A 15582-nucleotide genomic window follows, 5' to 3' on the forward strand; every position below is an offset into this window, starting at 1 on the left:
GTGGGGGAAGCAGGGGAAGCAGGGTAAGCAGGGGAAGCAGGGTAAGCAAATTCTTACTCATTACTCAGGACTCAGGACTCAGGACTCAGGACTCGGTACTCGGTACTCATAATGGTGTTCCTCATGCTAACTTTGTATTGCAGATTTTATCTTCATCAAAACTTTAACAAAAGATCCTGACAGTTGGAGACAAATGTAGCTAAATCCCATAAAATATGATTACTAATTGGATAAAACCAAAATTTATCTATCTAATCATAAATTCGGCTAGTGTTTTTCAAACATTCCTATATACAAGTAACATCAGAATATTGATTTAATTACACCACTAGTTAGTGAACATATTGAAGTGCATAGTCTTACCAATCTAGTCAAAAGTTTGCAAAAACATGGATAGCGAACAACGCCGACGCTATCAGGCTGCTATGGTATCAACTTATTGCCCTGAAACTGGTTTCTTGGACAAGCTTACCATGCGAGATGGAACCGAGCGATTGCAAAGGTCAGACATTCTTGCGTCGCTGCATAGTAGAAAAGTTTTCGTAGTTAATAGTCGCAGGCGTAATGGTTTAATCTTGTTTAAACACTATCATGCCGAATTTGCCGGGCCAGGAGCAGTGGTAGGTGGGGATTATGATAGCGATTGTCAATGTGTAATATCTATAGGAAATTTATCCTTATTAACTCCTGAATCTCATGAAGATCGTCAGAAAGCTTACTTGATTAGACGACAATGGATTCGCTTAATCAAACAAATAACAGAAAATTCTGTCTCTAGTCAGAGAGTACAGAAAATTCTCGATCAGTTTGAACAGTATTTTCCTCCCGAAATAGTTGCGGAACTTCCCGATGTTGCCTTTGCTATGTTGGTGGGTGTGCTGCCGCAAACTGTAGCAATCGTGCGGCATTTGGGCAGTGATGTAGACGATACTTATGATTGCGAATAAGTTAATATTCCAACTTTGCTAAAGCAATTTGCAATCGTTTTAGGGTGCGAGAGTTTTCTGTCGGTGTGCCTAAAGTAATTCGCAATCCCCCTGGCAGTAATCGTACAAGAGTACCTTCATTTTTAAGTGTTTGATTGAGGCTTTTTAAAGCCGTATCTGTGGAGTGAGAAGCATTTGGTTTCAGACGCAGGTAAATAAAGTTAGTATTACTGGTGGCAATTTCTAATGCTGGGTGTGGAGATAAAGCCGCAATGAGTTGACTTCGTTCATTCAGGGTTTCGGGAATAGAACCTAGCAAAAGTTGGCGATTTTGTAAAGCCACAAGGGCAGAGGCGATGGAAAAGCTGGGTAGATTATAGGGAAGACGAACTTTTTCTAAAATGGCGATCGCATCGGGATGACCTACACAGTAGCCAACTCGCATAGCTGCTAACCGAAAAGCTTTAGAAAAAGTCCGCAGAACTACCCAGTTTGGATGCTGTGCTAATTCCCCAACTAAGGTAGTTTGGCTAAATTCAAAGTAAGCTTCATCAATAACTACTAAAATCTGTTCTGGTAAACTTTTTAACCATGCTAATTCTGCCGTAGTGAGGCAGTTAGCGGTTGGGGAATTGGGATGAACAACAAAAACTACCCGAATGGGAGGATTTTGAGTTTGTGTAAGAGCTAATTGTGCGGCTTTTAAATCTATTTCAAAATCGCTTTCATCTCTACCTACACTCACCACAGGAATACCCAAAGTTTGTGCCAGAATCGCGTACATAGAAAAAGTGGGATTGGCAACTAAAATAGAACCTTCTCCCCCCAGACAAGTAGCAATTAATAAAGACCGGATGAGTTCATCTGAACCGTTACCAACGGAAATATGAGCATCGGTAAAAACAGAAGATGAAAGTTTAGCTGATTCATTGACATATTCGGCGATCGCATCTTTGAGTGTTTCATGTCCACCATCAGGATAACGATTGCTTTCTATGACTTGTTGAAAAGTCCATGCTAATTTTTCTTTGATTTCTGGTGGCAAATCATAAGGACTTTCATTAGTATCCAGTCGATCAAATTGTGTGGCTACTGGTTCGGCTGTATTGCTGCTAGGGTGTGGTTTGTAGGCAGTAAATTGGGATAAATCGGAACGAATAAATGGAAGCATAATTTTTCAGTAGTCAGTAGTCAGTAGTCAGTAGTCAGTTGTTAATTGGCAAAATGAGCTAATAGCTTGCCAAATCTCATCTGTAACATTTCCCAAAGCATGGTCACTATCGAGTTCTATTAATTCTACCCAAGGACGGGAAGCAGCAAAGTCTCGACTAGCTTGGATAGGGATAACTTCATCGTGTTTTCCGTGCAGAATTAGGGTAGGAATAGGACGTTGCAAGGAAATTTCCTGGTATTGGGCAGCATCTGTGACGAAATTGTAATTTAATGGTAACTCTCGTCCTTCCCCATAGTGATACATCAATAGATATTGTTCTTGCTGCCAACGTTGGATTTTTTCTAATTCTAGATTGGGCAACCAATGGGATAAAAATCCAAAAGCTGGTGCTAATAAAACTAAACGTTGCACTTGTGAGTATTTTTCTGCTAAGTGAGCAGATGTCAAACCACCCAAACTAGAACCAATTAGAGTTATGGGTAGAGAATGATCAGGAAATTCAGCGGTAACTTGATTGATCTGACGGGTAATTGTCAGATGGGAAAAATCACCAGCATTTAAGTCAGGAATTTTCAGTTTGATGTGAATTTGGGCAAAGCGATCGCTCAAATCCTGTGCTTTTTTTGACTTGGGACTAGAGGCAAAGCCGTGAAGATAGATGTATAAATTCAAATTAAAACTCCCGACTGATTGTTGTCTTCACTCATTGTTGCCATTGCCATTGCCCTGACCATTGCCATTGCCCTGACCATTGCCATTGCCCTGACCATTGCCATTGCCCTGACCATTGCCATTACCCTGACCATTGCCATTACCTTGACCATTACCATTGCTCTGACCATTGCCATTGCCCTGACCATTGCCATTACCCTGACCATTGCCATTACCTTGACCATTACCATTGCCCTGACCATTGCCATTACCCTGACCATTGCCATTACCCTGACCATTACCATTGCCCTGACCATTGCCATTGCCATTGCCATTGCCCTGACCATTGTCGTTACCCTGACCATTACCATTGCCATTGCCATTGCCCTGACCATTGCCATTGCCCTGACCATTACCATTGCCCTGACCAGGATTATTGCCCTGACCAGGATTATTGCGTTCTTGATTTTCGCGGATGATGTCTCCATTTCTGATGAACAGATCCAATAGTCCACGAGAATTACCACCAACAGAGTCTTTTCCTAAATTCTCTCTTAAAGGACGATTGATAAATTTTTGTTCGCGGCCAAAATTTCTGTTGTTAGAGTTGTTATTAGAACGGTTGTTAGAGTTGTTATTAGAACGGTTGTTAGAGTTGTTATTAGAGTTATTAGAAGAACCACTGACATTAGAATCTTTCTGTAAAAAAGATGGGTTGTCAATTGTACCCTCACCGTTGATAGGTTTTTGTGCGGCTATAGCTGCGGCTGTTTCAGCTTGAACACTTGCTAATTCAGGATCTGGTATAGAAGTGGAATTTTGCTTAGTCAAATCCAAGCCACGTACTAAATTACTCCTTTGATAAAAATCTCTCAAGTCAAAATCATATAATCCTTGAAATTCCCCTTTGGCTATAACTACTAATTGTCCTGCTTGCAAAACCAAATTTTGGGAAGCTTCCTGATTAGCTACTTGAATACCGCTATTTGTTAGCGCACCAATAACCGTAGTATCTGTTTCTTCGTTATAGCGAACAAATAAGGCTGAACCACGAATAGCTGCTGCTGCATTCGGTGTCTTAACCCGTGTTTGTCCCCTACCTGGTGGAATAAGTAACAAAACAGTTCCGTTATTGAGGGTAAAATCCCGTGTCTGTGGTAAAAATTTAAAGACTGCTTGTTCCCCAATCCGCGCTAGAGAACCATCATTAAAGCGCAAATCTGCTAAAGAAGCTCGACCAGTAGATACACCATCTCCAGGTGTGATGGTATCTAATTGTCTGGCTGGACGGCTCTGAGAATTGTTTTTGGGGAGCAACTGTACGAAATTACGCAGTTGCTGAATCTCCGCTTGTGTCAGAGGAGTTATGGCATTTGCCCTATTTGTTGGAGAGAAGATTGTAAATAGCCATAATCCCAATAATAAATTTGGTAAAAATTTAGTCAACATAATGGGTAATCTCTGTAAACTCAACTGGTAATAACTGGGTAAATTTTGATGTAATATATTTACTGTGCTGATCAAATCTGTAGCCAGCTTATGTAGTCGAACTCTTTTGATGAGAGTGATTTTGTGTTTTTCTCACATTTATTTAACAGACATAAAATATACTCTGGTTATATGTAAATTGAAGTCAGCAGTAAATTTAAATTTTGATCTGGGATTTGCACTTTTATATCCTCTAAACAAATGCTAATTAAGTAAAAAATTTTCATAAACTAATGTTTAGTTTTGTTAAATGTGACTAAAATCATACTTAAGATGCAAACTAAAATGGGAAAAAATTTGTTGTGGGCGATTTTGTTGATTTCTAGTAGTGGACAGTTGTGTTTTAGTGGTATCAATACAGCTTGGGCTTCTGAATGGGAGAGAAAATCTTCTCGAAATAATATTGTGTCAAATATAACACAATTACCATTCACAGAGACAGATCAGCAAGCCAGTGATTTACCAGTTATATACTTAGAGAGACAGCCTCATGTAAATTTTGTATTAAATGACACATCTTTTTATGTAACAGAGACAAGTCAGCAAATCAGTGATTTACCAGTTATCTACTTAGAGATAGTACCAAACATAGAATTAATTGATACTGAGTATCAATTTAAAATTGTACAGCAAAAGAGTTTGACAGATCATGTTCCTCAATTATCTTCTCAATCAGCAAAGGATTTGTTAGACGAACCGATAACAGACAGTTCTGAGGAGATGCAGAAGCTTTCTCAGGGAACAGGACAGGAAGAACAGTCTACTGAGGAATTAAATGAGGAACAGGAGTTGAGGTTGCGAGTGCGACCAATACCCTTGGAAGAATTACCACCTCCACCAGAAATAGAACCAGCAGATCAATTTCAACCAATAGGGTATTTAAGGGGTTATGTTGGTTACTTTCAGTCAAGTAATATTTTTTCGACAAATGAAGATCAGATTGAAGATGGTTTAATTTTTTCTGGATTAAGACTTGCTTCTGCGTATTTTCCATTAGGAACTAAGACTTATGTAAACGGATCTATTGAAGGTAGTCTAATTCGTTATCTTGATCAATCACAGTTCGATTACAACCAGGTGAGATTTAATTTGGGTGTTTATCAAGAACTTTCCCCTGTAATGTATGCAGAACTGAATTTGAGTAATCAACAGTCTTTTTATGCTAATAGTAGTGAGTTCTTTGCAGCAGGCGATCGCTTTCTGAATGAAAATTCTGTGCAGTTATCTTTAGGAAGACGAGATACATTGATAGATAAATTGGTATTAGATAGTCTCTATGAATTCAGTGCCAATTTTTCAGACCCAGACAGACGCAGCCGAATAATTAACTCTTTTTGGCTTTCTTTAAGCTACTTTTTACAAAAGCCTTTACAAGTTGGTCTTAACTACCAGGTAAATTTTTCAGACTTTACCGAACAGGACAGAGAAGATCAATTTCACCGTTTATTTGGGCATTTGAATTATCGCACCTCTGACACAAGTAATATATATTTACAAGGAGGATTAAATTTTGGTGGTTCTACCACTCCTAATATTGATTTTTCCAGTTGGTTCTTCAGTGTGAATTACGGTTTTGAAATCGGCAGGTTTTAACAGTTATTAGTGGAAGAAGGCAAGAGTTTTGAATTTATTTTTCCCTGTTCCCTGTTCCCTGTTCCCTGTTACTAATAACTAATCCAATCACTCCAACTACCAACGTAAAGCTTACCTGTGGAAATACCAGCTATTTCTAAGGAAAGTAAATTTACACAAGCTGTTACACCAGAACCACAATAAACTATAATTTCTTTATCTGATTCTAGCTGTTGCCATCTTTGTTGAAGTTCTGACTGCGGACGCAAAAAACCGGAAGCATCAGTAACTTCTGACCAAGGATAGTTTACAGCACCAGGAATATGACCAGCAATTTTATCAATTGATTCTCTTTCTCCGCGATAGCGATCGCCTTCTCTGGAATCTACTAAAATTACATCTGGACTATCTTTGAAATTTTTTACATAAGTATAATCTACAACTTTTTCAGATTTTAACTGAGGGTTAAAAACTCCCGTTTTTGGTAGTGGAATTTTATCAGACACAGGATAACCAGATTTTTGCCAACCCGCAAAACCACCATCTAAAACAGCTACTTGCTCGTGTCCCAAATATCGTAATAACCACCACAAACGAGATGCAAATGCAAAGCGTGAATCATCATAAGCAACTACCAGAGTTTGTTGAAAATTAATCCCAATATTTGCTAATTTATTAGCTAAATTATTGAGATCAGGTAAAGGATGTCTTCCTCCATGTTCACCAACAGGACTAGATAAATCTTGATTTAAATCTAAATAGTAAGCACCTTCTATATGATTTGTTTGATATTGCTGTTGTCCTAATTGTGTATCAGCTAAAGAAAAGCGACAATCAACAATAACAACTTGGGAGTCGAGAAGATGTGCAAATAGCCATTGGGGAGAAACAACAAATTGTGTATTATTCATGAGTGAGTTTTATAAAAAAAAATGTCAGATGCCAATAATTTTACACCCCAACAAACACAAGATGGTTCTTTTACCTTTTTCTCTCAAGAATTTAACGAAGCTTTTCACAGTCATCATGGAGCTAAACAAGAGAGTTATCTAAAGTTTGCAGTTCCTACTCAAGTGCAAACAATAGCTAAGAAGGGTGAAGTCAGAATTTTAGATGTTTGTTATGGTCTAGGATACAACACAGCGGCTGCTTTAGAAGTTATTTGGCAAGAAAATCCTAATTGTATTGTAGAAGTTATCGGTTTAGAAATAAATCCCGAAGTTCCTAAAGCAGCCATTAATCAACATATATTTAATGATTGGGATGACGAGTATATAAAAATTTTGACTGAATTAGCATTTGAGTATCAAGCAAAGACAAATCGCTTGCAAGCAAAATTACTCATAGGCGATGCTAGAAAATCAATTCAGGAAGTATGTCAATCTGGTTTTCAAGCAAATGCTATTTTTCTAGACCCTTTTTCACCGCCACAATGTCCGCAGTTATGGACTGTTGAATTTATACAAAAACTAGTATTATGTTTAGATAAGAACGGTGTATTAGCAACTTATTCCTGTGCAGCTGCTGTACGTACTGCGCTTTTAGCTGCTGGTTTGGTAATAGGTTCTACCACACCAGTAGGAAGACGCACTCCTGGTACAATAGCCGCATATCCGCAAGATGGAGAAAAAAACATCAGGGATATTTATCCTCTTTCGGAAGCTGAAATAGAACATTTACAGACTCGTGCAGCTGTTCCTTACCGTGATCCCCAATTCAGTGATGCTGCTGAAGTTATAATTAAACGACGACAGCAGGAACAACAAGCATCTTCTCTAGAACCTACATCTCGGTGGAGAAAAAGGTGGGATTAATAGTAAGCAGTCAGCTATCAGCTTTGTAAAAGTTACGTCAAAAATCACGCTAGTGATATTCTACGGTTTTATTAAATATCCTGACTCCTGAGTTATGACTTCTGACTCATGAATTCTGACGATTAACATTTCAGTCTGTGTTGATTAACTGATATGATTTGAGGCTGAATCTGAAAAATCCTAAAAACATTGCTCCTTGAAATTTACTGTTAGTTAATTATGGTTGTTGTAGCAATTCTCGCCGCCGGAAAAGGAACAAGAATGAAATCAAATCTGCCTAAAGTTTTACATTCTTTAGGTGGAAAATCCTTAGTTGAGCGTGTTATTGAAAGTGTTGAACCACTGTCACCTACACGCAGGTTAGTAATTGTGGGGTATCAATCGGAAGAAGTGAAAACTGCTTTGGGTGCAAATTCTGATCTGAAGTTTGTGGAACAGACTGTACAATTAGGCACAGGTCACGCTATCCAACAATTACTTCCCCATTTAGAAGGATATACGGGTGATATATTAATTTTAAATGGTGATGTGCCTTTGTTAAGGACTGAAACCTTGAAAAATCTTTTACAAATTCACCAAGAAAATCAAAATTCCTGTACTATTCTTACCGCAAATTTATCAAATCCTAAAGGTTACGGACGGGTTTTTTGTGATAGTGAAAATGTTGTTCAGCAAATGGTTGAAGATAAAGATTGCACTCCTGTACAAAGAGAAAATAATCGTGTAAATGCTGGTATTTACTGTTTCCGTTGGTCTGATTTAGCAAACTTTTTACCGCATTTGCAGAATAATAATGCCCAAAAAGAATATTACCTCACTGATGCTGTTACCCAAGTAGGAAAAGTAATGGCTGTGGATGTAGAAGATGATCAAGAAATCTTGGGAATTAATGATAGATTGCAATTAGCCACAGCTGACGAGATTTTGCAAAGACGTATCAAAGAAAAATGGTTATTAGCAGGTGTAACACTCATTGACCCTGCAAGTATTACCATTGAGGAAACAGTAGAATTACAACCAGATGTAATTATTGAACCTCAAACTCATTTGCGGGGTAAAACGTTAATTCAATCTGGAAGTCGTATTGGTCCTGGGAGTTTAATTGAAAATAGCCAGTTGGCTGAAAACGTCACTGTTCAATATTCAGTAGTTACAGATAGTTTTGTAGAAACAGGAACTCGCATTGGACCTTATGCTCATTTGCGTGGCCATGCAGAAGTGGGTGAAAATTGTAGAATTGGTAATTTTGTCGAGTTGAAAAATACCCAATTAGGCGATCGCACTAATGTAGCACACCTTTCTTATTTGGGTGATACGACTACAGGAACTCAGGTAAATATTGGTGCGGGAACAATTACCGCTAATTATGATGGTGTGAAAAAACATAGAACCAGAATAGGCGATCGCACCAAAACAGGTTCTAACAGTGTTTTAGTTGCACCTATTAATGTGGGGAATGATGTTTATATAGCCGCTGGTTCAACGGTGACAGAAGATGTAGAAAATGATGCTTTAGTAATTGCGCGGAGTCGTCAGGTAGTTAAACCAGGTTGGAAGAGAAAAACAGAAAGTTAATGTTTTGTAGGGTGCGTTTCTAACGCACCATTTTACTCGACATTTTCAGGTACATGAATAACAGATAGGGTAAGCCAAAATTCTCAAATTCAATATGGAAGAACTACTAGAAATTAGACAACTTCTCGAACAAGGAAAAATAGATGAAGCTTTATTGTTGGTAGATGAGTTAGAAGAAATGAGCCTCAGTGACAAAATCAATAAAATTGATAGTTACGGTGTAATTCTACTCATCCATGTAATCAAACAAAAAGCTGAAAAACGTTCTACCCGTTCTTGGGAAATATCTATAGAAAATGCAGTGCGGGAAATCAACAAAATTAACAAGCGCCGCAAATCTGGTGGTGTTTACCTAAATCCTACAGAACTAATGGAAATTCTGCAACAAGGATATCAAGCAGCACTAAAAAGAGCGGCGCTAGAAGCATTTGAAGGACGTTATGAAACAGAAGAATTAGCAGCAATGGTCAACGAACAAGAAATATTAACTCAGGCTCTAGAATTGATTCAGAAATAACCAATTATCACCTCAAAAAACCTCCGCGAACCTCTGTCTTGAAAAGTTTCCTACGCCGGGAAACCCGGCTTCGAGGAACTTTTCGCTGCGTTAACCTCCGCGTCCCTCTGCGTTAAAAAAAATCCTCCTCAACAATAACCAATCAATTCCCCATCATTCCATTCCAAAGTATCGCCAATGGTATCACCATTATGATAAGCAGCCAGCAATACTTCACTGGTTTTACCATAGGATATCGCCCCAGTAGCATCAAGAGCGATCGCCCCAAAATCCCGTCCATTCTTACTAGCTTCCGTAAATGAACGCAACATAGACTCTTTCAAAGACATTCCATCAGTAACCCGGATGACAATTTTAGGTGCCAAACATTCATCAATGATATCTTCACCAATACCAGTACAACTTACCCCAGCATATTTAGTAGCATAATTACCCGCAGGCATAGCCGAATCACTGACCCGTCCAATCCGCTCAAAGCCTTTTCCACCAGTAGAAGTACCTGCTGCTAATTGACCATAGCCATCTAAAGCGACTACACCAATCGTACCCCGTCCGGCATGAGAGCTTTCTGCTAGTTCTGGTTCTGCAACAACTCCGGCCATACTTTTGTGAAAATTCTCTTCCCGTTCTTGCATCCACTCTTTCAGCCGCAAATCCGTTAAAGCATTGTAAGTGGGAAGTTGTAACTCTCGTGCTAACTCTGCTGAACCGTAATCAGACAATACCCGGTCTGGGGAGTTTTGCAGAAACAGTGCCATTTCAATCGGATTTTTCACCCGTGAAACATTTATTACACCACTAAACCGACCTAATGAACCATCCATGAGAGAAGCACTCATGCGGATTTGCCCATCAGATTGTAAGACAGAACCAGTACCAGCATTAAACCGGGGGTCATCTTCCAACAATTGACAACCCCGGACTACAGCTTCAGAAGCAGTTGCACCTCTGACCAAGAGTGAGTATACTTCCTCAATGATTTTAGTCAGTGAGTTACGTACAGCCTCCAATCCTCCTTTCCCGTGCAGAGAACTACCAGCGCCACCATGAACAATTAACTTAGGTTGTACTTGTAAAGTCATTTATTTGTTTTTGTGTAACCTTAACAGTTAATAGTTATCAGTTATCAGTTATCAATTGTCAATCATCTTCCCCATCCTCAGTCCCCGATGAAGGGGGTGTAGGGGGTAGGGTGTGGGGTGTAGGGAACCCCATAATTAAAATCAGGGGTTTCAAGCATCAAGCAAGGACGCTGTATTTTTCGCACTACGCGCCTCAAAATACATCTTTTTTCTGTTTCCATACTTAAAAGTAGGGACTTGTACCTAAACTTCGGGGCTTTTTCTTCCCCACACCCCATACCCCGTCCCGAAGGGGCTGGTCACTCATCTTCTTTAGCCTGAGAACGACGACGACGACAACGTTCTGAGCAATATTTAACTTCATGCCAACAATCTTCCCATTTTTTTCGCCAAGTGAAGGGGCGTTGACATACTGGACAAATTTTTGCAGGCAAGTCAAATTTAGAAAGATTCCGTCCCATAACGATTTTGGATTTTAGATTTTGAATTTTAGATATGGCTTACGCCAGGCTGCGCTATCAGATAACAAAGGATTTTCAACCCTGTTCTCTGTTCTCTGCTATATTTTCTACTCGCTCAATGGTGAGGTATTTCCGAAAGTATTACCCAAAGTATTTCCTAAAGTATTTCCTAAAGTATTTCCTTCAGAATGATGAGGTGCTAAAGGCAATATTAAACGATTGACAACTCGATGATCAGGTAATTGATATATTTGTAATTCTCCTCCTAACTGTTTGATTAATTTTTTGCAAATTAGTAAATGTAAACCGGGTGGTTGGTTTAGATGTGAGGAGGCCAGTAAATCCTTGGATGTATAGTTATTTAGCTCTGCTAATAGTTGTTGATCAATAATGCCATTATCTGTAATTGATATTTCCAGTAATCGCTCATCTATGGGACGACACCAAATATCAACTCTCTCACCAATTGGAGAACGTTTACAAGCATTAACTAATAATTCATAGATAACTAATTCAATTTTCACAATGTCACCAGCCGTAGCCAATGCGGAGGGACCAGAAGCGGTAATTAGTTCTCCAGTCGATGAGGTGCTTTTGGGTGATTGTACTTCTTCCAGGGGTTTTCCTAAACCATGCACGCCTATCCACAGTTGTTGCTGCTTAACTACAGCATCTACTCTTTCAATGGCTCGCTTTAATAAACCAGAAATTGTCATTGTTTCCCAACTGAGATGCAATTGCCACTGCTCTTGTTTGATCATTCCTGTCATCGAGTTGGTAATGTAATTTAGCTGGCGCAAAAGTAGCTTGTAACGCATTTGAGTCAGTTCATTACTGGGAATACCCAAATCACGAATCTGAGCAAGTACCAACGCTGACATTCTATGAATTTCTTCGAGACGACGATGTTTGTACCAGTTGAGTTCTCGTAGTTCTTCGGTGTTGGATTTGAGGCTTTGGGTAGTTTTTTGTTGACTATGCCACCAAGCCAATTGAGAAATCAGAGTTACTGTAGCATTGAGGTTTAGTTCTGACCAATTTTGGTCTCCATAGTCTGCCAGTAACACTATACCTGTAGGTTGAGAATCATCTGTGCTACGTAATGCCATGACCAAAACTCGACCCTTGTCAGGAATAGTTAACCATTGCCTTGTTTCTGGTGGTAAATCATAAGCTTTGAAAATAACATAGCTCTGATGTGCTAATGCCAACTCAATCAGAACATCTCTATTGATAAAAATCGGTGTATCTATAACAAACCCAAACTGCTGATCGGTAATGACACTACGAATAATTTCTGCCCGATGATGATCAGGTTGCCAAGATATGATCATCGCCAGAGGACATTCCAAAATGTTGGCTATATGTTTGAGAGCATTTGATGCTGTGCTGTCATTTTCAGGTCTGATGAGTATGTTTGGGTATTTTTTAAATGTTTGGGCAATTTTTTGCTGTTCTTGACTAATAATATTTAGCTGGGAATTACGAACTATAACCCCAAGATACTGACTAATTACCCATGACAATTCTTTTTCCTGACTTGTCCAAGAACGATGGCTGTCATGAGTAATAATCAATAATACGTCAGGTTTATGACCTTGAATGCAGTTGCAAATTAACAACGATCGCACACCATGATCTAACAATTGTTTATGCCAGCTAAATAAACGTAGATCATGCTCTAGGGCTTCAATTTCTATCGCTTGTTTAGCATTGAGCAACAAATTAAAATCAGTTTCTGAGAGAGGGCTGGGGGTAAATTTCCAAATGCGGCGATGATTTAAAACCCCTTGATAAATAACTTGATAAATATCTTGGTTAGGGTCATACTCTAACAGTAAACAGCGCGTTGCTGCTAATCGTTCTAGAAGTTCTGTGGTACAGGGATGTAGCGTTTGCTGTAAATCTTGCTCTTGATATACTGCTTGGGTAAATTTGATGCTCAGTTGGTGATTTTCTTCAACTTGCCTGATAGTGCTTTCCATTGTATCTGTAGGAGCAACTAAGGAAAGTAACCCAGCCGCACCTTGAACAAAATTTTTCTCTGTTTGAGTCCAAATTCTTGCTTCAGTGCTTTCTACAGCCAAAAAGCCGAGTAAATCTCTTTGACAGATAATCGGCGCTGCTAGAAGCGATCGCACTCCTAAACGTTGTAATAATTTAGTTTGGGCATGGCTTTTCAGGGAACTGCTGTTTTCACTAATCCAGACTAATTGATTAACTGCTAAAGCATAATAAACATCGCTTAATTCTTGTACTGTGATACCTGCGGATGCAGGCTGATCACTCCAATCTCTGCCTATGTTCACCAGTTGACTGCCCATGCGACACCAAAAATAGTGTCCTTCCCGTTCAAACCAGTAGATATTTGTGCGGGTGGGAGAAAGAAATTGATGGGTTGTCTCTACTACCACTTCTAGCTTTTTATTGAGTGGGCTGAGGGAGCGCAAGTTTTCTACTAGTGTTAACCATGACTCAGTTGCAGTATGATCAGGGTTGTTTTGCAGATTTTTTTCTTTTTGATGTTGATCTAACACTAACCCCAGTTCACCTGTAACTATCCAGAGTTTTGCTCTTGCATCTCCGGCCAGTAAATATCCCCAACGTTGTGAACTCAATAACACCACACCCAAGCAATTATCTTTGTGGCGAATTGGTAAAATAATCGTTCCCTGAAGATTATATTTAGCAGCTATTTCTTGCCATTCAGGGGCGCGGACTTCTCCCCGCAAATTAGCTACGCCAACAGGACATAGTTCGGTTACAACTTGCGTTAATAAATTTCCCGGATTAAGGAGAACGGATCTGGTTAAAAAACTCGTCTCTCCATCCGGTGTAATTCCTGCTTTACCGTATAATTTTTTGCTGATTGGGTCGTAAAGAGCCAGCCAAATAAATTGGTAATCAAACTGTTGTCTGAGATAAGTAATTGTGGTTGTGATCAGAACTTCAACATCATCTTCTTCTCTGAGAGTCTGGAGAATTCTCCCTAGAAACTGAATTTGTTGTTCGCTGGAGACTGGTTTTTTTGGCTGCCCCATCTGATTATCTGTGGACATAAGTTGTAGTAATATATTAAAGATGCCCTGGCAAGAATTCGGTTTAAGCCTGGATTCGGTATCAGATAATAATGGTAATAATTGGTAGATGTTAACCTAGTTTGGATATTTATAAAGCAGTAATTAGTCCTTTTTTATTTACTCTGGTAAAAACCGATCCAGAGTGGTTACACCAACAAACGATTTCTAGTTTCAGTTGGCTATCACAAGCAAGCTATCAGCCGCCCGTTCAATGGTTAAAATCTAGGCTGCAAAATTCTCTATGTCTACATGATACAAGTCTAGAACAGAATTTGTTTGGACTGAATTTCCCCAATCCTGTAGGTTTAGCAGCTGGATTCGATAAAGATGGAGTCGGTGCTAGTATCTGGCATAGTTTTGGTTTTGGCTTGGCAGAATTAGGTACTGTGACTTATCATGCCCAACCAGGCAATCCTCCCCCTCGGCTGTTTCGGTTGCCTTTAGATCAAGCAGCCTTGAACCGCATGGGTTTTAATAATGCTGGTGCGGCGGCAATGGCAACAAGATTAAGACTAATTAATCAAGAACAATCACGCTTGATACCCATAGGTATAAATTTGGGTAAATCTAAAATTACGCCCTTAGAAGCAGCAGCAGAAGATTATTTAGAGAGTTTTCGCTTGCTCAAAGATTTGGGTGACTATTTTGTGGTCAATGTTTCTTCTCCTAATACACCAGGATTGCGATCGCTCCAAGATGCAGCCATGCTCAGTCAGATCCTGGAACTATTACAAACAGAAAATACATCACAAAAACCACTATTTGTCAAGATAGCACCGGATTTAGAATGGGATGCGATCGCTGACATTATTAATCTGGCCCAAACCTACAAACTAGCGGGTTTAATAGCTACCAACACCACTATTAGCCGCGACGGACTCAAAACCCAAATCATTGAAAAAACTGGTAAAACGCCCCAAGAAGAAGCCGGAGGAATTAGTGGTGCGCCATTACGCGATCGCTCTACCGAAGTGATCCGCTTTATTTACCAGCAAACCCAAGGACAAATCCCCATCATTGGTGTTGGTGGCATTTTCACCGCTGAGGATGCCTGGGAAAAAATTACAGCAGGTGCCAGCCTCATCCAAGTTTATACAGGCTGGATTTATGAAGGACCGATGATGGTACGCCGCATTCTTGCAGGTTTGTTAACCAAACTAGAAGAAAACGGCTTAAATTCCATCAGTCAAGCAGTGGGAATAGGTAATAGTGGATAGTTGATAGTTGATAGTTGATAGTTGA

At 39.4% G+C, this 15582-nt stretch carries 13 protein-coding genes; 6 read left to right on the top strand and 7 right to left on the bottom strand.

Features of this window, described 5'->3' with window-relative positions; genetic code table 11:
• The first annotated feature begins 389 nt into the window (after window positions 1-389).
• Window positions 390-947, top strand: coding sequence for a hypothetical protein (locus tag A0J48_RS17365; RefSeq protein ID WP_200325204.1), 558 nt, complete (start codon window positions 390-392; stop codon window positions 945-947).
• Window position 948: 1 nt separating this feature from the next.
• On the opposite strand, the gene A0J48_RS17370 is transcribed toward A0J48_RS17365, so the two are convergent.
• Genes A0J48_RS17370 through A0J48_RS17380 form a run of 3 tightly spaced genes read right to left on the bottom strand, consistent with a single transcriptional unit; the run spans window position 949 to window position 4200 of the window.
• Window positions 949-2097: a histidinol-phosphate transaminase gene (locus A0J48_RS17370; RefSeq protein WP_200325206.1), complete on the bottom strand. Its 1149-nt coding sequence runs from the start codon at window positions 2095-2097 to the stop codon at window positions 949-951.
• 27 nt (window positions 2098-2124) lie between these two features.
• Window positions 2125-2772: a YqiA/YcfP family alpha/beta fold hydrolase gene (locus A0J48_RS17375; RefSeq protein ID WP_200325208.1), complete on the bottom strand. Its 648-nt coding sequence runs from the start codon at window positions 2770-2772 to the stop codon at window positions 2125-2127.
• A gap of 27 nt (window positions 2773-2799) precedes the next feature.
• Window positions 2800-4200 (bottom strand): FecR domain-containing protein, encoded by a 1401-nt coding sequence (locus A0J48_RS17380; protein ID WP_200325210.1) that lies wholly within the window; start codon window positions 4198-4200, stop codon window positions 2800-2802.
• A gap of 312 nt (window positions 4201-4512) precedes the next feature.
• Here A0J48_RS17380 and A0J48_RS17385 point away from each other — a divergent pair, with 312 nt between their 5' ends.
• The gene (locus A0J48_RS17385) at window positions 4513-5832 is read left to right on the top strand and encodes a porin family protein (protein WP_200325212.1); all 1320 of its coding nucleotides are present in this window, start codon (window positions 4513-4515) and stop codon (window positions 5830-5832) included.
• A gap of 71 nt (window positions 5833-5903) precedes the next feature.
• Here the strand turns inward: A0J48_RS17385 and A0J48_RS17390 are convergent, their stop codons facing one another.
• Window positions 5904-6722 (bottom strand): sulfurtransferase, encoded by an 819-nt coding sequence (locus tag A0J48_RS17390; protein WP_200325214.1) that lies wholly within the window; start codon window positions 6720-6722, stop codon window positions 5904-5906.
• Window positions 6723-6743: 21 nt separating this feature from the next.
• On the opposite strand from A0J48_RS17390, the gene A0J48_RS17395 reads away from it, so the two are divergent.
• From A0J48_RS17395 to A0J48_RS17405, 3 genes are all read left to right on the top strand, one after another.
• The gene (locus A0J48_RS17395; RefSeq protein WP_200325215.1) at window positions 6744-7625 is read left to right on the top strand and encodes a tRNA (5-methylaminomethyl-2-thiouridine)(34)-methyltransferase MnmD; all 882 of its coding nucleotides are present in this window, start codon (window positions 6744-6746) and stop codon (window positions 7623-7625) included.
• A gap of 219 nt (window positions 7626-7844) precedes the next feature.
• Complete coding sequence (gene glmU, locus A0J48_RS17400) at window positions 7845-9200, top strand: bifunctional UDP-N-acetylglucosamine diphosphorylase/glucosamine-1-phosphate N-acetyltransferase GlmU (RefSeq protein WP_200325217.1); 1356 nt, start codon at window positions 7845-7847, stop codon at window positions 9198-9200.
• Window positions 9201-9294: 94 nt separating this feature from the next.
• On the top strand, window positions 9295-9717 hold the full coding sequence (locus A0J48_RS17405; RefSeq protein WP_200325219.1) for a DUF29 family protein: 423 nt from the start codon (window positions 9295-9297) through the stop codon (window positions 9715-9717).
• A gap of 128 nt (window positions 9718-9845) precedes the next feature.
• Here the strand turns inward: A0J48_RS17405 and A0J48_RS17410 are convergent, their stop codons facing one another.
• The 3 genes from A0J48_RS17410 to A0J48_RS17420 form a co-directional block, all read right to left on the bottom strand.
• Window positions 9846-10799, bottom strand: coding sequence for an isoaspartyl peptidase/L-asparaginase (locus A0J48_RS17410; RefSeq protein ID WP_200325221.1), 954 nt, complete (start codon window positions 10797-10799; stop codon window positions 9846-9848).
• Between the two features lie 299 nt (window positions 10800-11098).
• Window positions 11099-11260 (bottom strand): DUF2256 domain-containing protein, encoded by a 162-nt coding sequence (locus A0J48_RS17415; protein ID WP_200325223.1) that lies wholly within the window; start codon window positions 11258-11260, stop codon window positions 11099-11101.
• A gap of 107 nt (window positions 11261-11367) precedes the next feature.
• Window positions 11368-14319 (bottom strand): GAF domain-containing sensor histidine kinase, encoded by a 2952-nt coding sequence (locus A0J48_RS17420; RefSeq protein WP_234300989.1) that lies wholly within the window; start codon window positions 14317-14319, stop codon window positions 11368-11370.
• Between the two features lie 101 nt (window positions 14320-14420).
• On the opposite strand from A0J48_RS17420, the gene A0J48_RS17425 reads away from it, so the two are divergent.
• A complete protein-coding gene (locus A0J48_RS17425; RefSeq protein WP_200325225.1) occupies window positions 14421-15557 on the top strand; it encodes a quinone-dependent dihydroorotate dehydrogenase in 1137 nt (378 codons plus the stop codon).
• The last annotated feature ends 25 nt before the right edge of the window (window positions 15558-15582 follow it).

Origin of the sequence: Sphaerospermopsis aphanizomenoides BCCUSP55 (assembly GCF_001586785.1) — a bacterium.
GTDB lineage: Bacteria > Cyanobacteriota > Cyanobacteriia > Cyanobacteriales > Nostocaceae > Sphaerospermopsis_A > Sphaerospermopsis_A aphanizomenoides_A.